General features: G+C 73.1%; 11 protein-coding genes. 5 read left to right on the forward strand and 6 right to left on the reverse strand.

The window, feature by feature from the left end:
• Positions 1–160 precede the first annotated feature (160 nt).
• From GD632_RS01975 to GD632_RS01990, 4 genes are all read left to right on the forward strand, one after another.
• On the forward strand, positions 161–1,372 hold the full coding sequence (locus tag GD632_RS01975; protein ID WP_152188091.1) for a hypothetical protein: 1,212 nt from the start codon (positions 161–163) through the stop codon (positions 1,370–1,372).
• Entirely contained in the window at positions 1,369–2,427 is a 1,059-nt protein-coding gene (locus GD632_RS01980; RefSeq protein ID WP_152188093.1) for a hypothetical protein, read from the forward strand. Before GD632_RS01975 ends, GD632_RS01980 begins: the two co-directional genes overlap by 4 nt.
• 41 nt (positions 2,428–2,468) lie before the next feature.
• A complete protein-coding gene (locus GD632_RS01985) occupies positions 2,469–3,386 on the forward strand; it encodes a tetratricopeptide repeat protein (protein ID WP_152188096.1) in 918 nt (305 codons plus the stop codon).
• 272 nt (positions 3,387–3,658) lie between these two features.
• The gene (locus GD632_RS01990) at positions 3,659–4,855 is read left to right on the forward strand and encodes an IS110 family RNA-guided transposase (protein WP_152188098.1); all 1,197 of its coding nucleotides are present in this window, start codon (positions 3,659–3,661) and stop codon (positions 4,853–4,855) included.
• Between the two features lie 111 nt (positions 4,856–4,966).
• On the opposite strand, the gene glgB is transcribed toward GD632_RS01990, so the two are convergent.
• The 4 genes from glgB to GD632_RS02010 are packed head-to-tail and all read right to left on the reverse strand — an operon-like array spanning position 4,967 to position 12,701.
• On the reverse strand, positions 4,967–7,186 hold the full coding sequence (gene glgB, locus GD632_RS16130; protein ID WP_152188100.1) for a 1,4-alpha-glucan branching protein GlgB: 2,220 nt from the start codon (positions 7,184–7,186) through the stop codon (positions 4,967–4,969).
• 42 nt (positions 7,187–7,228) lie between these two features.
• Positions 7,229–8,626 (reverse strand): maltokinase N-terminal cap-like domain-containing protein, encoded by a 1,398-nt coding sequence (locus GD632_RS16135; protein ID WP_152188102.1) that lies wholly within the window; start codon positions 8,624–8,626, stop codon positions 7,229–7,231.
• Positions 8,626–10,419, reverse strand: a complete 1,794-nt coding sequence (treS, locus tag GD632_RS02005) for a maltose alpha-D-glucosyltransferase (protein ID WP_152188377.1) — start codon at positions 10,417–10,419, stop codon at positions 8,626–8,628. The genes GD632_RS16135 and treS overlap by 1 nt, the downstream gene beginning before the upstream one ends.
• A 14-nt stretch (positions 10,420–10,433) precedes the next feature.
• On the reverse strand, positions 10,434–12,701 hold the full coding sequence (locus tag GD632_RS02010; protein WP_152188104.1) for an alpha-1,4-glucan--maltose-1-phosphate maltosyltransferase: 2,268 nt from the start codon (positions 12,699–12,701) through the stop codon (positions 10,434–10,436).
• Here GD632_RS02010 and glgP point away from each other — a divergent pair.
• Positions 12,691–15,279: an alpha-glucan family phosphorylase gene (glgP, locus tag GD632_RS02015; protein ID WP_152188106.1), complete on the forward strand. Its 2,589-nt coding sequence runs from the start codon at positions 12,691–12,693 to the stop codon at positions 15,277–15,279. The genes GD632_RS02010 and glgP overlap by 11 nt on opposite strands.
• 128 nt (positions 15,280–15,407) lie before the next feature.
• Here the strand turns inward: glgP and GD632_RS02020 are convergent, their stop codons facing one another.
• Together GD632_RS02020 and glgX are read right to left on the reverse strand one after the other, a co-directional pair.
• On the reverse strand, positions 15,408–15,782 hold the full coding sequence (locus GD632_RS02020) for a hypothetical protein (RefSeq protein ID WP_152188108.1): 375 nt from the start codon (positions 15,780–15,782) through the stop codon (positions 15,408–15,410).
• 97 nt (positions 15,783–15,879) lie between these two features.
• Positions 15,880–18,171 carry a glycogen debranching protein GlgX gene (gene glgX, locus GD632_RS02025; protein WP_452176634.1) on the reverse strand — a complete coding sequence of 764 codons (2,292 nt, stop codon included), beginning with the start codon at positions 18,169–18,171 and terminating at the stop codon, positions 15,880–15,882.
• Positions 18,172–18,283 lie beyond the last annotated feature (112 nt).

Here is an 18,283-nt window from a genome sequence, read left to right on the forward strand (position 1 = left end):
CTGTGGTCAGCGTAACGGGGGCGCCCGACTGGCCACCGGGGCGATACTGGGCCCACGCGGGATCGGCGCACTTTGGTCACAACCTGGTAACGCGAGTGTCCGAGCAGCGGCGTATCCTGGGACGTCGCACCCGCGCCCACCTGGGAGGAAGCCGCACCCCGTGACCCGACGCAGACTGCCCCTGATGCTCGCCCTGGCCGGCACGCTCATCATCCTGGCCTCCGTCGTCGCAGCCGTCGTCGTGCGCTCTTCCGACACGGCGACGCTCGCGCTCGGTGAGCGTCCCGACGTGCCCGTCGTCGTGACCGGCCCGGGCGTCCTCGACGCCGTCGACCCCGACGTCACCGTGCGCGCCACCGCGGGGGACGACGAGCAGGTCGTCCTCGCCATCGGGCGCACCTCGGAGGTCGAGGCGTGGCTCGGGGGCGCGGACCACATGCGGGTGACGGGCCTGTCCTCCTGGGAGGAGCTCACCACCGAGGTCGTCACCGCGGACCCCGCCGCCGCTCCCACCGACACCCCGACCGACGCGACCGAGGAGCCCGCCGGGCTCCCGAACCCCGCCGGCTCGGACCTGTGGGTCGTCGAGACGGTGGGCACGGGCTCCGCCGAGCTCAGCTGGTCCGACAGCCCGGGCCGCTGGAGCCTCGTCGCGGCGACCGACGGCACCGGTCCCGCGCCGGAGATCGAGCTCGAGTGGGGCCGCGCGGTGAGCACCCCGTGGCTCGTCCCGGGGATCGTCGTCGGCGTCCTGGCCCTCGTGGCCGGCGTGACGATGCTCGTGCTCGACGTCCTCGCCCGGCGTGAGGCACGCCGCCGCGAGGACGCGCGAACCGAGGGACCCGAGCAGCCGCGGAGCATCACGGACACCGACCCCGGGACCGGGGAACGGCTCACCCGCCGCCAGATCCGCGAGCTCGAGGCGCTCGCCCGCGCCGAGCACGGCAGGCCGGAGCCGCTGCCGCCGCCCGTCCCGGTCGCGGCAGCCGACGGTGTCCACGCCGACGCCGCCGCGCCCGCCGGCGACGCCGCGGCCGTGGAGGGACGCGGCACGGAGGCCGAGCCGGAGCAGCCGTCCGACGAGCCGGAGGCCGAGGAGCCCGCGGCCGGGGCCGTCCCCGACGCGGACGAGCCCCGCGGGGCGGAGCCGCTCGAGCCGGCGCTGGAGGACGCGGCGCCCCAGGAGCCCGAACCCGAGCCGGCCGAGCTCGCACCGGAGGAGCCCGCCACCGTCCCCGACGGGCCTCCCGAGGACGAGGACTACGAGCCCGCCCCGCCGTCGTGGCGCTCGGTCTGGGGCTTCGGCGGCACCGCCGGCCCCCACACCCCACCCAGCCAGTCCATGGACGACGACGGAGAGGAGCGACGATGACCGGCGCCACCCACCACCCCCGGCACAGGGGCGCCCGGCTCGCCGCCGGTGCCGCCGTCACCGCGCTGCTCCTCGCGGGCTGCGCGGAGGAGGTCCCGCAGCCGGCGCCCGAGCCGGCCGCCACCGCCCCGCTGCCGGTGCTCGACGAGGACCGCATCGATCGGATCCTCGCCGACGTCGAGGAGACGGTCGTCGAGGCGGACGCCGCGCTCGACCCCGATCTCCTCACCGACCGCCTCACCGGTCCGGCCCTGGCGATGCGCCAGGCCGAGTACCGCCTCAGCACCGCCTCGGACGGGGAGCGCACGCCCACCCCGCTGACGACGAACAGCCAGGTCGAGGTCGTCGCCGCCACCGACGAGTGGCCCCGGTCGCTGTACGTCGTCTCCCACGTCCCCGACGACGCGAACCTGCCGCTCCTGCTCGTCCTCACCCAGGAGGACGCCCGCAGCCAGTACAAGCTGTGGTTCTGGACCACGCTGCTGCCCGGGGCCCAGACCCCGAGCACCGCGCGTCCGGACGCCGGCAGCCCGCAGCTCGCGCCGGACGCCGAGGGCCTGGTCGCCACGCCGCAGCAGACGGTCGCGCGGTACGCCGACCTCCTGTCCGACCCGGACGGCGAGGCCGCCCAGCTCTTCGCCGACGACCCCTTCCGCACCGGCTACGCCGAGATGATCTCCGCCCTGCGGGCGACCGTGGAGGTCGCCGGCGAGGTGCGCGAGACCTACGGCGTCCGGGAGGGATCCGTCTCGGCCATGCAGACCGCCGAGGGCGGTGCGCTCGTCGTCGGCGTCATCGACGGGCGCCTCAACCTGCGCCGCACCGTCGAGGGCTCCACCCTCGAGGCGGGCGGGGACCTCGGCCTCCTCATGGAGCAGGACCCCCGCATCGACGGTGAGGCCCGCGCCCACTACCTCATCCCCGTCGCCTTCTCCGTGCCGCCGGCGGGCAGCGACGAGCAGGTCGCCGTGCTCGGCGCGACGCAGGTCCTCGCGAACGTGGGGGAGAGCGACCAGGCCCCCGAGGATGCGGGGGACGGCGACGGCGAGGGGTAACGTCGTCGTCAGGACCTCACCGCACAGAGCAAGGATCACCGATGAGCCAGCCCTCGATCAACCTTCACGGAGCCGTCGACCTCTCGGCCCTGGCCCGCCCGCCACAGTCGGCGGCCCCCGCAGGCGACGGTGACGCGACCGACGCGCCGATCGTCGTCGACGTCACCGAGGCGACCTTCCAGCAGACCGTCGAGCTGTCGATGCGTGTGCCGGTCGTCGTCGAGGTGTCGGCCGCGTACGCCGGCGGCCCGTCCGCGGTGCTCGCCAAGGTCGCCACCGACCTCGGCGGGCGCTTCCAGCTCGCCCGGGTCGATGTCGAGGCGAGCCCGCAGATCGCCCAGGCCTTCCAGGTGCAGGCGGTGCCGACCGTCGTCGCCATCGTCCGCGGTCAGCCCGTCCCGCTGTACCAGGGCGACTACCCCGAGGAGCAGCTGCGCGCCGTCATCGACGAGCTGCTGCGCGTCGCCGCCCAGGCCGGGGTGACCGGCACCGTGAGCGGCGGCGCCGCCGAGGAGGAGCCGGCCGCACCGGAGGAGCCGCCGCTGCCCCCGCTCCACGCGGAGGCACTGGAGGCCATCGAGCGCGAGGACTACGCCGCCGCGGCGGACGCCTACCGGCGTGCGCTCAAGGAGAACCCGGGTGACCACGAGGCCACCGCCGCCCTCGCGCAGGTCGAGCTCATCATCCGCACGTCCAGCGCCGGCGGCCTGCAGGCCGTCACGGACGCCGAGGGCGCGCCGTTCACCGACGTCGCCGCCCACCTCGCCGCTGCCGACGCCGAGGTCGCGGCCGGTCAGGCGCGGGCCGCGTTCGACCGGCTCATCGCCGTCGTCCGCGCGACCGCGGGGGAGGACCGCGAGGAGGCGCGCAAGCGCATCGTCGAGTACTTCGAGATCGTCGGCCCGACCGACCCCGCAGTGGCAGAGGCCCGCAGGAACCTAGCCAGCGCCCTCTACTAGCAGGAACGCCCCCCGCCCCGCCCGTTACCTTCTTCGTAGCTCCGATGGTTCGGGGTTCTGGTCGCCAGGTCCGGTATGACTGTCTGCCCCTATCGTTCGCATGATCCGGGGGGTGTTGTCGCCGGGTCTGGTGGCGTGGGGTGACCGCTGATAGGGACGCGGCCGCTGACTGACCGTTGGGTCGGGAAGCAGGTCTCTTCGTAACGTGGGTGTCGGCTTCCTGCGCCAGACTGCGGCCAGCGAAGACTGGGCTCGCAGAGGAGAACAGGGAGATGGCCCCCAGCGGTTACGCGGTGTTCGTCGGGTTGGACGTGGGGAAGGAAGCGCATCATGCCTGCGCCCTGGATCCGGGCGGTGCGCGAGTGCACGACAAGGTGCTGCCGCAGTCCGAAGTTCAGATCCGTCAGGTCCTGACCGGGCTCACGGAGCGGGGCAGGGTGCTGGTGGTGGTTGATCAGCCGGCCTCGATCGGGGCGCTGGCGGTCACTGTGGCCCGCGACGTCGGCATCGACGTGGCGTATCTGCCGGGTCTCGCGATGCGCAGGATCGCTGACCTGCATCCGGGCAACGCCAAGACTGATGCCCGCGACGCCTACGTGATCGCCGAGGCCGCCCGATCGATGCCCCACGCCCTGCGCCGTGTCGATACAGGAGATGAGGCCCTGGCCGACCTGGAAGTCATCGTGGGCTACGACGATGACCTCGCCGGGGAGGTCACCCGGGTCAGCAATCGGATCCGCGGTCTGCTGACACAGATCCATCCGGCCCTTGAGCGGGTGCTGGGCCCCAAGGTCCAGCACCAGGCAGTCCTGGAGCTGCTGATCCGCTTCGGCGGCCCGCAAGGACTGGCCAGCGACAGCCGCCGGCAGTTGCTGGCAGCAACAAAGACCCGGGCTCCGCGGTCCTACGAGGCGCTGATCAACGCCCTCACCACGGCGCTTCAGGAACAGACCGTCACGGTCCCCGGCACTCGGGCCGCCGAACTCGTCCTGCCCAAGCTCGCTACGACCCTGCGTGAGCTCCTGCAACAACGCGAGCAAGCTGCAGGTCAGATCGAGGAGATGCTCGATGCGCACCCTCTTTCCGCGGTCCTGACCTCGATGCCCGGCATCGGCGTCAGGACCGGAGCCCGCATCCTGCTCGAGGTCGGCGACGGCTCGTCCTTCGCCACCAGTGGGCACCTGGCCGCTTACGCCGGCCTTGCCCCTGTCACCCGCCGGTCGGGCACCTCGATCCGCGGTGAACATCCAAGCCGCGGAGGCAACAGACAGCTCAAACGCGCGTTCTTCCTGTCCGCGTTCGCCTCCCTTTCCGACCCGGCTTCACGCGCCTACTACGACCGCAAACGAGCCGAGGGCAAGAAGCACAACGCCGCCCTCATCTGCCTAGCCCGCCGTCGCACCGACGTCCTGCACGCCATGCTCCGCAACGGCACTCTCTACGAGGCACGCATCCCAGCAGCCGCTTGACGAACCGATAGGGACACCCCCCAACTTTCGCAATTGGTCGGTCCGACGACGGCCGCAGCGGCTCTCGCGTCGGTTACTCGACCAATTGCGAAGTTTGGGGGGGGAGGGGGGTTAGGCCTCCGGGGTGAGCCAGAGGGCTCCCAGCGGGGGGATGCGCAGGCGCGCCGAGGCCGGGCGGCCGTTCCACGGGAGCTCCTCGGCCACCACGCGGCCGAGGTTGCCCACGCCCGAGCCGCCGTACTCCTCGGCGTCGGTGTTGAGGATCTCCACCCAGGTGCCGGCGTGGGGCAGTCCCACCCGGTAGCCCTCGTGCGGGGCGCCGGCGAAGTTGACGATGCACGCGACGTCGCGGCCGGTCCCTGAGGGGTCGGTGCGCAGGAAGCTGATGACGTTGTGGTCGCCGTCGCCCGCCTCGATCCACTGGAACCCGGAGGGGGAGAAGTCGTCGGCGAACAGGGCGGGGTGGGCCCGGTAGACGTCGTTGAGCCGGCGCACGAGGTCGGCGGTGCCGGCGTGGGCCGGGTTGTCGAGCAGGTGCCAGTCCAGGCCGCGGGACTCGGACCACTCCTCCTCCTGGGCGAACTCCCCGCCCATGAAGAGCAGCTGCTTGCCCGGGTGGGACCACTGGTAGGCGAGGAGCGCGCGCACACCGGCGAGCTGCTGCCAGCGGTCACCGGGCATCTTGCGCACGAGCGAGCCCTTGCCGTGGACGACCTCGTCGTGGCTCAGCGGCAGGACGAACTGCTCGGAGAAGGCGTAGACGAGGGAGAAGGTGAGCTCCCCGTGGTGGTAGCGCCGGTTGATCGGCTCCTCCGCGAGGTAGCGCAGGGTGTCGTTCATCCACCCCATGTTCCACTTGAGCCCGTAGCCCAGGCCGCCCTGGCTCGTGGGGGCACTGACCCCCGGCCAGGCCGTGGACTCCTCGGCGATCATGACGATCCCCGGCACGCGGCGGTAGGCCGTCGCGTTGGTCTCCTGGAGAAAGCTGATCGCCTCGAGGTTCTCCCGGCCGCCGTGCTCGTTGGGGCGCCACTGGCCCGGCTGGCGGGAGTAGTCGAGGTAGAGCATCGAGGCGACGGCGTCCACGCGCAGGCCGTCGATGTGGAACTCCTCGAGCCAGTACAGCGCGTTGGCGACGAGGAAGTTGCGCACCTCGCGCCGCCCGAAGTTGAACACGAGGGTGCCCCAGTCGGGCTGCTCCCCGCGCAGCGGGTCCGGGTCCTCGTACAGCGGCGTGCCGTCGAAGCGGGCCAGCGCCCAGCTGTCCTTGGGGAAGTGCGCCGGGACCCAGTCCATGATGACGCCGATGCCGGCCTGGTGGAACGCGTCGACGAGGTAGCGGAAGTCGTCGGGCCCGCCCATCCGCGCCGTCGGGGCGTAGTAGGAGGTCACCTGGTAGCCCCACGAGCCGCCGAAGGGGTGCTCGGCGACCGGCATGAACTCCACGTGCGTGAAGCCCAGCCCGGCCACGTAGTCGACGAGGTCGACGGCGAGGTCCCGGTAGCTCAGTCCCGGCCGCCAGGACGCGAGGTGGACCTCGTACACGCTCATCGGCCCGGAGTGCGGGTCGGTCGCGGCGCGGCGGGTGATCCACTCCTCGTCCTGCCACTCGTAGTGGGACTCGGTGACGACCGACGCCGTCGCCGGGGGGTGCTCCGCGGCACGGGCCATCGGGTCTGCCTTCTCGTGCCACGTGCCGTCGCGGTACTGGATCTCGAACTTGTACCGGGCTCCGGCGCCGACGCCGGGCAGGAAGATCTCCCAGACGCCGCTGGAACCGAGGGACCGCATCGCCGCGGTCCGCCCGTCCCAGGAGTTGAAGTCGCCCTTGACGCGCACGGCGCGCGCGTTGGGTGCCCACACCGCGAAGGACGTGCCCGTCACCTCACCGAGCGCGGAGGGGTAGCGGCGCACGTGGGCGCCGAGCACCGTCCACAGCTGCTCGTGGCGGCCCTCGCCGACGAGGTGGAGGTCGAGCTCGCCGAGCGTGGGCAGGAAGCGGTAGGGGTCGTCGGTCCGGTGCGTCTCGGTGCCGTAGGTGACCTCGAGCCGGTAGTCGGGCACCTCGGTGCCCGGGACGGTGGTCACCCACACGCCCTCCGCCTCGTGCTCGAAGGGCTGGCGCGCGTCGGCGGTGACGAGGACGACGGCGTCCGCGAGGGGCCGCAGGGTGCGGATGGTGACGGCGTCCTCGCCGACGTGCGGCCCGAGGACGTCGTGGGGCTGGTGGTGCAGGCCCGCGGCGACGGCGTGGAGCACGCCGTGGTCGACGGGGGCAGGCCCGGGGGCGGTGGGGGAGGGGGCCGGTGCCGGGCGCTCGTCATTCGTCATGTCGTCCACTCTTCCATCACGTCCGCGCTGCCGCGCGAGAAGTCAGGGGGCGGTCACGCCGAGCAGCCGCCGCACCCCGGAGACGGGGATCGACAGCCACTGGGGGCGGTTGCGGGCCTCGTAGACCGCTTCGTACAGGGCCTTGTCCAGCTCGAGGGCGGCGAGCAGCTCAGCGTGCTCACGGGGGTCGCGGCCGGCCTCGCGGGCGTACCCCTCGAGGAAGGCGTCGCGTGCCCCGGCCACCCAGTCGGGGGCGACGTCGGCACCCTGCTCGCGCAGGGCCGCCCCGGCGGCGTAGTCGAGGGAGCGCAGCATCCCGGCGACGTCGCGCAGGGCGAGGTCCGGGGCGGTGCGCTCGCCCAGCGGCCGCAGCGGCTCGCCCTCGAAGTCGAGGAGCAGCCACCCGCGTCCGGGCGCCTCGATGACCTGCCCGAGGTGGAGGTCGCCGTGGATGCGCTGGAGGCCGGGCCACGGGGCGTTCTCGGTACGGGCGTAGACGGCGGCGATCGTCTCGCGGTGCTCCTCGAGCCCGGGCACCTCGAGCAGCGCGGCCGTGGCGCGGTGACGCCACGTGGCGCGCAGCTGCGAGCGCACCGGCGCGGTCGCCTCGTGGGTGGGGAAGGCGGCGGCGAGGTCGCGGTGCACGGAGGCGACGGCGGCACCCAGGCGCGCGGCCCGCTCACCGAGGTGCACGCCGTCGACGGCGGCACGGACGGCCACCCGCCACGCGTCCTCGACGCCGGGGAGGAACTCCTGGGCGAAGGCGAGGTGGCCGTGCTGGCGCTGGTCGCCGGGCCCGGGCCACTCCCCGTAGAGGTCGCCCAGCGGGGCGGGCACCCGGGTGCTGCCGGCACCGGCCAGCGCCTCCTGGACGACGACGTCGGGGTTGCGGCCGTCGGCCAGCACCCGGAAGACCTTGCAGATGACCGGCGGGCCGTCCTCGCCCTCGAAGATGATCGAGGTGTTGGACTGCTCCCCGCGCAGCACCCGCACCGTCTCCCCCTCGGTGTGCGAGCCCATCGCGCCGTCGCCGCCCGCGCGGTGCCCCGAGGCCCGCCCGTACTGCGCCCCGCCGTCGGACTCGACCGTCCCCCCGCCGAGGATCGTGGACAGGAGCAGCCGCGCGTAGACCGGGTCGTGGCACCCGTCGTAGATCCACCGGGGGCCGAGCTCGGAGTGCTCGGCCTGCGCGACGAGCGCGTGGGCGAGCTCGGGCACCGGTGCGCCGCGGTAGGTGAGGGGCACCTGGTAGACCACGGGCGCGGGCCCGCCGTCGTCCTGGACCAGCCAGGTCTCCACGCCCACCTCGCCCTCGGGGTCCTGGTGGCGCAGCCCGCCGACGCGCCGCAGCTGCGGTGCGCGGCCCTTGGCCGTGTACCAGCGCTGCCGCGCGACCCAGTCGGGCAGGAAGTCGGGGAACGCCGGGGTGAGGGTCGGCATCAGGGCTCCCGGTGGTCCACGGGCGGCAGGGGCTCGTGCGGCGTCCCCGCCGGGGGGACGCTCGCCGGCGGCGGCTCCACGGGCGGCGCGAGCGGCTCGATACGGAGCCAGAAGAAGTCGCGCGAGCCGAGGGTGACGGTCACCTGCCCGGAGGCGTCGACGGCGGGGAAGACGGCCCCGCCGAAGATGTCGGTCAGCTGGCGCCCGGCGTGCCGGGGGGCCCCGATCTGGGCGGCGCGCGGGGTGTTGGCGAGGTTCATGACGCAGAGGATCGCCTCGTCGTCGTTCTCGCGCACGAAGGCGAGCACCGCGTCGCTGTCCACCTCGAGGAAGGTGAAGTCACCCGTCCCGAACACCGGGTGCGCGCGGCGCACCTCGAGGATGCCGCGCACCCAGTGGAGCAGCGAGGTGGGCGTCGCGTACTGCGCCTCGACGTTGACGGCCTGGTAGTGGTTGACCAGGGACTGGACCAGCGGCAGGTAGAGCTTGCCCGGGTCGGCGGTGGAGAAGCCGGCGTTGCGGTCCGGGGACCACTGCATGGGGGTGCGCACGGCGTCCCGGTCGGGCAGCCAGATGTTGTCCCCCATCCCGATCTCGTCCCCGTAGTAGAGGTAGGGGCTGCCGGGCAGGGACAGCAGCAGCGCGTGCGCGAGCTCGATCTCGGCGCGGGAGTTGCCGAGCAGCGGGGACAGCCGCCGCCGGATGCCGACGTTCGCGCGCATGCGCGGGTCCTCGGCGTACCAGCCGTACATGGCGGCACGCTCCTCGGTCGAGACCATCTCGAGGGTGAGCTCGTCGTGGTTGCGCAGGAAGGTCGCCCACTGCGCGCCCGATGGGATCGCCGGGGTGTCGGCGAGGATGTCGCGGATGGCGTGCGCCCGCTGCTCGCGCAGCGCGTAGAACAGGCGCGGCATGACCGGGAAGTGGAAGCACATGTGGCACTCGGGCTCGGTGTCCGTGCCGTAGTACTCGACGACGTCCTCGGGCCACTGGTTCGCCTCGGCGAGGATGAGCGTGCCGGGGAACTCACGGTCGACCATCGCGCGCAGGTCCCGGATGAACTCGTGGGTGCGCGGGAGGTTCTCGCAGTTGGTCCCCTCCTCCTCGAAGAGGTAGGGCACCGCGTCGAGCCGGAAGCCGTCCACGCCCAGCCGGCACCAGAACCGGACGACGTCGTGCATCGCCTCGATGACCTTGGGGTTCTCGAAGTTGAGGTCCGGCTGGTGGGAGAAGAAGCGGTGCCAGTAGTACTGGCGGCGCACGGGGTCGAAGGACCAGTTCGAGGTCTCGGTGTCGACGAAGATGATGCGGGCGTCGCCGTACTTGGTGTTGTCGTCGCTCCACACGTAGAAGTCGCCGTAGGGGCCGTCCGGCATCGCCCGGGAGGCCTGGAACCACGGGTGCTGGTCGCTCGTGTGGTTCATGACGAGGTCGATGATGATCCGCAGGCCGCGCGAGTGGGCCTCCTCGAGGAGCTCCTGGAAGTCCTCGATGGTGCCGTACTCCGAGGCCACCGCGGTGTAGTCGGCGACGTCGTAGCCGCCGTCGCGCAGCGGCGAGGGGTAGAACGGCGGGATCCACAGGCAGTCGACGCCGAGCCACTGGAGGTAGTCGAGGCGGTCGATGAGCCCGCGCAGGTCTCCGGTGCCCGAGCCGTCGGAGTCGCCGAAGGCACGCAGCAGCACCTCGTAGAACACCGCGGTGCGGTACCACTCCGGGTCCGGCGTGAGGCCGGGGCGCTCGCCGTGGCCCAGGCGGGGGATGGGGTCGGTGCGGGCGGTCAGGGCGCGCACGGGGTTGTGGGGGCTCACAGCGGCCTCACCGACAGGACGTGCGCGCAGCGCTGGTGGGGGTCGAGGCGGACGTAGGGTTGCCGGCCCCAGAAGTAGGTCTCGCCGGACAGCTCGTCGGTGGCGGCCAGGAGCGGGGTGCCCGGGTCCGCGCCCGGCGCCGGCTCGGGCAGGCCGAGCGCGGTGAGGTCGAGGTCGATGACGCCCTCCCGGGTGGTGAACGGGTCCAGGGTGAGGACGACGACGACGGTGTCGGCCCGCCCCGTCGGTGACAGGTGCGCCGGCACGTGCCGGGAGAAGCACACGGTCGCGTCGTCCGTCGTCGGGTGCACGGTGAGCCCGCGCAGCCGCTGCAGCGCCGGGTGCGCCCGGCGGATGCGGTTGAGCTCCGTGAGGAGCCGGGAGATCCCGATGTGCTCGGCCCGGGACCAGTCACGGGCCTTGAACTCGTACTTCTCGTTGTCGATCTGCTCCTCGGCGCCGGGCCGGGCGACGTTCTCGACGAGCTCGTAGCCGGAGTAGATGCCCCACGTGGGCGAACCGGTGGCGGCGAGCACGGCGCGGATCGCGAACGCCGCGGCACCGCCCGTCTGCATGTACGGCGTGAGGATGTCGTGGGTCGTGGGCCAGAAGCTCGGCCGCAGCACGTGGGAGGTCTCGACCGACACCTCCTCGAGGTACTCGGTGACCTCCTCCTTCGTCGTGCGCCACGTGAAGTACGTGTAGGACTGGTGGAAGCCGATCGCCGCGAGGGTGCGCATCATCGCCGGGCGGGTGAAGGCCTCGGAGAGGAAGATGACCTCCGGGTGGGACGCGCGCACGTCGGTGAGGATGCGCTCCCAGAAGTCGAGCGGCTTGGTGTGGGGGTTGTCGACCCGGAAGGCGGTGACGCCGTGGTCGATCCACACCTGGAGCATGTCGCGGACCGCGTGGTAGATCCCCTCGGGGTCGTTGTCGAAGTTGAGCGGGTAGATGTCCTGGTACTTCTTCGGCGGGTTCTCGGCGTAGGCGATGGTGCCGTCGGCGCGCTCGGTGAACCACTCGGGGTGCTCGGTCACCCACGGGTGGTCCGGGGAGGCCTGCAGCGCGATGTCGAGGGCCACCTCCATGCCGAGCTCGCGGGCGCGGGCGACGAAGGCGTCGAAGTCGTCGAAGGTGCCGAGCTCGGGGTGGATGGCGTCGTGCCCGCCGTCGGGGGAGCCGATGCCGTAGGGCGAGCCCGGGTCGCCGGGCTGGGCGGTGAGGGTGTTGTTGCGGCCCTTGCGGTTGGTCGTGCCGATCGGGTGGACGGGCGTGAGGTAGACGACGTCGAAGCCCATGTCCGCGATCGCGGGCAGCCGCTCGGCGGCGGTGCGCAGGGTCCCGGACACCCAGCCGCCCTTCTCGGGGTCGAAGCGGGCGCCCTCGGAGCGGGGGAAGAACTCGTACCAGGAGCCGACGAGCGCGAGAGGACGGTCCACCCGCAGCGGGTAGGCCGCGCTGGGGGTGACGTGCTCACGCACCGGGTGCGCGGCGAGCGCCGCCTGGACCTCCTCGGCGGTGCCGGCGGCGAGCCGGGCCGCCGGCGGGCGCTCGCCGTCGCGCAGGGCGGTGACGGCGTCGGTGAGGACGGTGCGCGCCTCGGCGGGCAGCTCCGGGCGGGCGGCCGCGGCCTCGAGGAGCAGAGCCCCCTCGGTGAGCATGAGCTCGACGTCGACGCCGGCGTGGACCTTGAGCGGGGCGTCGTGCAGCCACGTGCCGTAGGGGTCGGACCAGCCCTCGACGTGGAAGGTCCAGTCGCCCACGCGGTCGGGCACGAGCCAGGCCTCGACGTGGTCCAGACCGGGGTCGACGGGGTCCATCGTCACGCGGCTGTGCTCGACGCCGTCGGGACCGGTGAGGACGGCGGTGGCGGCGACGGCGTCGTGCCCCTCGCGGAAGACCGTCGCCCGGATCCGGACCGCCTCACCGGTGACGGCCTTGGCGGGCCAGCGCCCGCCCTCGACGACGGGCGAGAGCTCGATGACCGGGATCCGGCCGATCGGGGTGGCCGACGCGGGGCGCGGCACGGCGGGCGTGGACGGCGGCGTGGGCACGGCTGCTCGCGCCGGGGACTGGGAGGTGCGCTGTGCGGGACTCACGGTCACGAACCTATCGACGTGGCGGGCTGCGGTCGACCGCTGAGGCCCGGGCTGCGAAGCCCGCGGGGGTGGGCCAGACTGTCCCGTTGGGCCCGGCTGAAACGGGCCGTAAGCCACTGAAAATGTTGCGGGGAACCTGGTTACACTCGGCAGGGTGAGAGCCATCCGTCGATTCACCGTCCGCACGGTCCTGCCCGAGCCCCTCGCTCCGCTGGACACCCTCGCCCAGAACCTGCGGTTCTCGTGGCACGAGCCCACCCGGGCCCTGTTCGAGTCGCTCGACCCGGAACGCTGGCAGGCCCTCCACGGCGACCCGATCGAGCTGCTCGGGGAGCTGGGCAAGGCGCGCCTGGAGGAGCTGGCCCGCGACGAGGCGCTCGTCGCCCGCGTCCACGAGCTGGACGCCGACCTGCGCGAGTACCTCGAGCAGCCCCGCTGGTACCAGGAGTCCTTCGACGCCGAGGACAAGCCCGACGTCATCGCCTACTTCTCCGCCGAGTTCGGCATCACCGCGGTGCTGCCCCAGTACTCCGGCGGCCTGGGCATCCTCGCCGGTGACCACCTGAAGTCCGCCTCGGACCTCGGGGTGCCGATCATCGGCGTCGGCCTCCTCTACGGCGCGGGGTACTTCAAGCAGTCCCTCACCCGCGAGGGCTGGCAGCACGAGACCTACCCGCTGCTCGACCCGGACAACCTGCCGCTCACCCTGCTCCGCGAGGACGACGGCACCCCGGCGCGCGTGCGCCTGCCCCTGCCCGGCGGCCACGAGCTCCACGCCCAGGTGTGGCGCGCCGACGTCGGCCGCGTCCCGCTCCTCCTCCTCGACTCCAACATCACCGAGAACGACGAGGCGAGCCGCAAGGTCACCGACCGTCTCTACGGCGGCTCCCCCGACCACCGGCTCAAGCAGGAGCTGCTCCTCGGCATGGGCGGGGTCAAGGCCCTGCGCCTGCACGCCCGTCTCACCGGCGGCCCGGCGCCGCAGGTCTACCACGCCAACGAGGGCCACGCCGGCTTCCTCGCCATCGAGCGCATCCGTGAGCTCGTCGAGGCCGAGGGCCTGAGCTTCGAGACGGCCCTCGAGGCCGTGCGCGGCGGCACCGTCTTCACCACCCACACCCCCGTGCCCGCCGGTATCGACCGCTTCTCCCGCGAGCTCGTCCGCGAGCACTTCAGCGGCTCGGCCGAGCTGCCCGGCGTGCCCGTCGAGAAGATCCTCGCGCTCGGCACCGAGGACTTCGAGGGCGGGGACCGTTCGGTCTACAACATGGCCGTCATGGGGCTGCGCACCGCGCGCCTGGCCAACGGGGTGGCCCAGCTCCACGGCAAGGTCTCCCGCGGCATGTTCCACCAGCTGTGGCCTGGTTTCGACGTCACCGAGGTGCCGATCACCTCGATCACCAACGGCGTGCACGGGCCCACGTGGACCGACCCGGCCTTCGTCCACATGGCCGAGTCCTACCTGAGCCCCGAGCAGATCAGCAGCGGCGACGGCTGGCTGCTGCCCGCCGACCAGGGCGGCGTCCCCGACGCCGAGCTGTGGGCGATGCGCCGCACCCTGCGCGCCGCGCTGGTCAGGTCCGCGCGGCGCCGGGTGCGCAAGTCGTGGATGGACCGTGGGGCCTCGCCCGCCGAGCTCGGCTGGGTCGACGACGTCCTGGACCCGGACGTCCTCACCATCGGCTTCGCGCGCCGCGTGCCGACCTACAAGCGCCTCACCCTCATGCTCTCGGACCCCGAGCGGCTGCGGAGGCTGCTCACCGACCCCGAGCGGCCGATCCAGATCCTCGTCGCCGGCAAGTCCCACCCCGCCGACGAGCAGGGCATCGGGCTCATCCAGCGCCTCGTCAGCTTCGCCGACGAGGAGGGTGTGCGCGACCGCATCGTCTTCCTGCCGAACTACGACATCGAGATGGCCCAGACCCTCATGCCGGGCTGCGACGTGTGGCTGAACAACCCGCTGCGCCCGCTCGAGGCGTCGGGGACCTCGGGCATGAAGTGCGCGCTCAACGGCGCTCTCAACCTCTCGATCCTCGACGGCTGGTGGGACGAGTGGTACGACGGCCAGAACGGGTGGGCCATCCCCACCGCCGACGGCGTCGAGGACGCCCAGCGCCGAGACGCGCTCGAGGCCGCCGCGCTGTACGAGCTGCTCGAGGACACGGTCGTGCCGCGCTTCTACGACCGCGACGAGAACGGCGTGCCGCAGCACTGGCTGGAGATGGTGCGCCACACCCTGGCGACCCTCGGCCCCAAGGTGCAGGCGACCAGGATGGTCCGCGAGTACGTCGAGCGGCTGTACACGCCGGTCGCCGGCTCCTACCGCACCTTCAACGGCGGCGGCTTCACCGAGGCGGCGGCGCTCGCGGAGTGGAAGGGCCGCGTGCGCGCGGCCTGGCACTCCGTGCGCGTGGACCACGTCGAGTCCACCGGCGTGGCCGACGCCGTCAAGGTCGGGGACGTCGTCGGCGTCAGCGCGTACGTGACGCTGGGCGCGCTGACCCCGCAGGACGTCGAGGTCCAGCTCGTCACGGGCCGGGTGGACGAGGACGACGTGCTCGTCGACGTCACCACCCGCCCGCTCGAGCTGCGCGAGACCTACGAGGGTGGCCGGTACGGCTACCAGGGCGAGGTGGAGCTCGAGTTCTCCGGGTCCTTCGGCTACTCGGTGCGCATCGTGCCGACGCACGAGCGCGTCGCCGGCACCGCCGAGCTCGCGCTCGTCGCCGCCGCCCAGGCCTGACCCTCCCGCACGCCGAGAGCTGGGTCTCGCCCGCCCTCAGGGGCAGGTGCGGGGTCCAGCTCTCGGCGCACAGTGGGCGCGGCGGCTCTCGCCCTCCCACCTCCCGCCGAGAGCGGGTGCCCGTGGAGTCAGGGCCGGGTGGTGCGCAGCCCGCGCGTGCCCACGGGCTCGGTGAGCGTGACGCTCTGCCGGGTCGTGACGGGGAGGCAGTCGTCGTCCTCCGACGGCCCCGTGACGCGGGCGGTGAGGACGACCTCGTCCGTGCGCTCGTCGACGGCGACCCCGGCGGGCTCCTCGCAGCTGCGGTGCTCGAGCTCCACGGTGACGCGTCGGCCGTCGTCGGACACCGCGACGACGGTGCTCGGCACGACCGTCGTCCGCTCGGCGCCGGCGAGCGTGGCGTAGATGCCGAAGGCGACGAGGAGGATCGTCAGTCCGCCGACGAACGTCAGCGCGCTCGCTCGCACCCGGTCCCGGGCCTCACCGGTGAGCCGTTCCGCCACGCGGCCATTGTGCCCAGCGGGGTGCGCCGGGGGGAAGAAGGCCCGAGGAGTCCGGCCGTCGGTGGGAGGCGGCGCGTCGGGGGAGGGGCCGGGCGTCTCAGCGGCGGCTGAGGTAGGCCCGCATGGTGAGAGGCTCCATCGTCGTCGTCGCGCGCGGCGCGGTGACCTGCGGCTCGGCGTCCTCCGGCGGCGGGCACTCCCAGGCGGAGTCCCACAGCAGCTCGTAGTCGGCGCCCGCGCCCTGGGGCAGGGTCACCTCCTGCGGGTCGAGGGAGCCGTTGAGGACGAGGAGGAGGTCACCGTCGCCGACGGCGTGGCCCGAGCGGAGCATCTGGAGCACCCGGACCCGGGAGTCGTGCCAGTCGGCGGAGTCCATCTCCTCGGCGTCGGCGCGGTACCAGGCGAGGTCGGGGATGGTGTCGCCCTCGGTGGTGTGCCCGGTGGCGAAGTGCGCGGGCCGCAGCACGGGGTGCTCGCGGCGCAGGCGCAGGAGGTGGCGGGTCGTGGCGAGCAGCTCGGCCTGCCAGGGCTGCAGCTCCCAGTCCACCCAGGAGATCTCGGTGTCCTGGCAGTAGGCGTTGTTGTTGCCGAGCTGGCTGCGGCCGATCTCGTCGCCGGCCGTGACCATCGGGGTGCCCGCGGACAGGAGCAGCGTGCCGAGGAGGTTGCGCACCACGCGGCGGCGGCCGAGGAGGATGTCCTCGCCGCGCTCGTGGACGGTGGGCGTGCTGCCCGCGCGCACCGCGGCGTCCCCCGGCCCGCCCCGGTCGTTGACGGGGCTGTGGGTGGCGACCGGCCCCTCGACCTCGAAGTTCCACGACCGGTTGTTGTCGCTGCCGTCGCGGTTGTCCTCGCCGTTGGCCTCGTTGTGCTTGCGGTTGTAGGTGACGAGGTCGGCGAGGGTGAAGCCGTCGTGCGCCGTCACGTAGTTGATGCTCGCGAGCGGGCCGCGCCCGCCGGGGACGGCGCCGTGGCCGAAGAGGTCGGCTGAGCCGGCCAGGCGGGTGGCGAGGTCACGCAGGTCGCCGCCGGTGCCGCCGGCCACGCCCGTGGCGGGATCGCTGAGCCAGAAGGTGCGGGTGGCGTCGCGGAAGCGGTCGTTCCAGTCGGCCAACGGGGCGGGGAACTGGCCGGTGCGCCACCCACCGGGGCCCACGTCCCACGGCTCGGCGATGAGCTTGACGTGGGACAGGACAGGGTCGGCGGCCAGGGCGACGAAGAACGGGTGGTGCGGGGTGAACTCCGCGCCGTGCCGGCCCAGGGTCGTGGCGAGGTCGAAACGGAAGCCGTCGACGCCGATCCGCTCGACCCAGTAGCGCAGGGAGTCCAGCGCCATCCGCACGACGTGGACGCGGCGGAAGTCGAGGGAGTTGCCCGTCCCGGTGACGTCGAGGAGGTGGGCCGGGCGGACGCCGTCGTGCAGGTAGTACTCGGTGTTGTCCAGGCCGCGCCAGGACAGGGCCGGCCCGCCGTCACCGCCCTCGGCGGTGTGGTTGTAGACGACGTCGAGGATGACCTCGAGCCCTGCCTCGTGGAGGAGGTGGACCATGCCCCGGACCTCGTCGAGGACGGCGCCCGGGCCCTGGGCCTGCGCGGCCTCGGTGGCGTACCGCGGCTCGGGGGCGAAGAAGCCGAGAGTGTTGTAGCCCCAGTAGTTGGTCAGGCCCTTGTCGACGAGGAAGGGCTCGTCACCGGCCGCGTGGATGGGGAGCAGCTCGACGGCGGTGACCCCGAGGTCGAGCAGGTGCGCGATGGTCACGGGGTGCGCCAGGCCCGCGTAGGTGCCGCGCAGGTGCTCGGGCACGCCCGGCAGGCGCTGGGTGAGGCCGCGCACGTGCGCCTCGTAGACGACGGTGCGGTCCCACGGCACGTGGGGCCGGGCGTCGGCGGGCACGACCGGTGGCTCGGGCAGGATGACGCCGTGGCGGACGTGCCCCGCGGAGTCGAGGTCGCTGGGCGCCCAGCCGGGGACGGGGGCGAGGTCCTCGTCGACGGCGTGGCCGTAGACCTCCGGACCGTGGACGATCTCACCGGTGAGGCCGCGGGCGTAGGGGTCCAGGAGGAGCTTGGCGGGGTTGTGCCGCAGTCCCGCGGCGGGGTCCCAGCGGCCGTGGACGCGCAGGCCGTAGCGCTGCCCCGCGGCGACACCGGGGACGTGGCCCTGCCACACGCCGTGCTCGCCCCGGTGGAGCGCGAAGCGGCGCTCGCGGAAGGACCCGTGGTCCTCGTCGAGGAGGCACAGGTCGACGGCGGTCGCGTGGGAGGCGAGCACGGCGACGTCGATGCCGTCGCCCCACAGGTGCGCGCCCAGGGCCGGGGCGCGGCCGGTCACCCGCTGGGCGACGCTGCGCGCGGGGCTCGTGCGAACGGATGAAACGGTCATACTCATGGTGGAGCCCATCGTGCCATTGTGTGCGGCGGCCGTGGGGCGCCTTGCGGGTGAGATGTACCGCGCGCGAGTCCGCTCAGGTCTGTGGGGCAGCTGTCGATGGTGGTGTCCA

This window comes from Georgenia satyanarayanai (genome assembly GCF_009193135.1).
Classification (GTDB): domain Bacteria; phylum Actinomycetota; class Actinomycetes; order Actinomycetales; family Actinomycetaceae; genus Oceanitalea; species Oceanitalea satyanarayanai.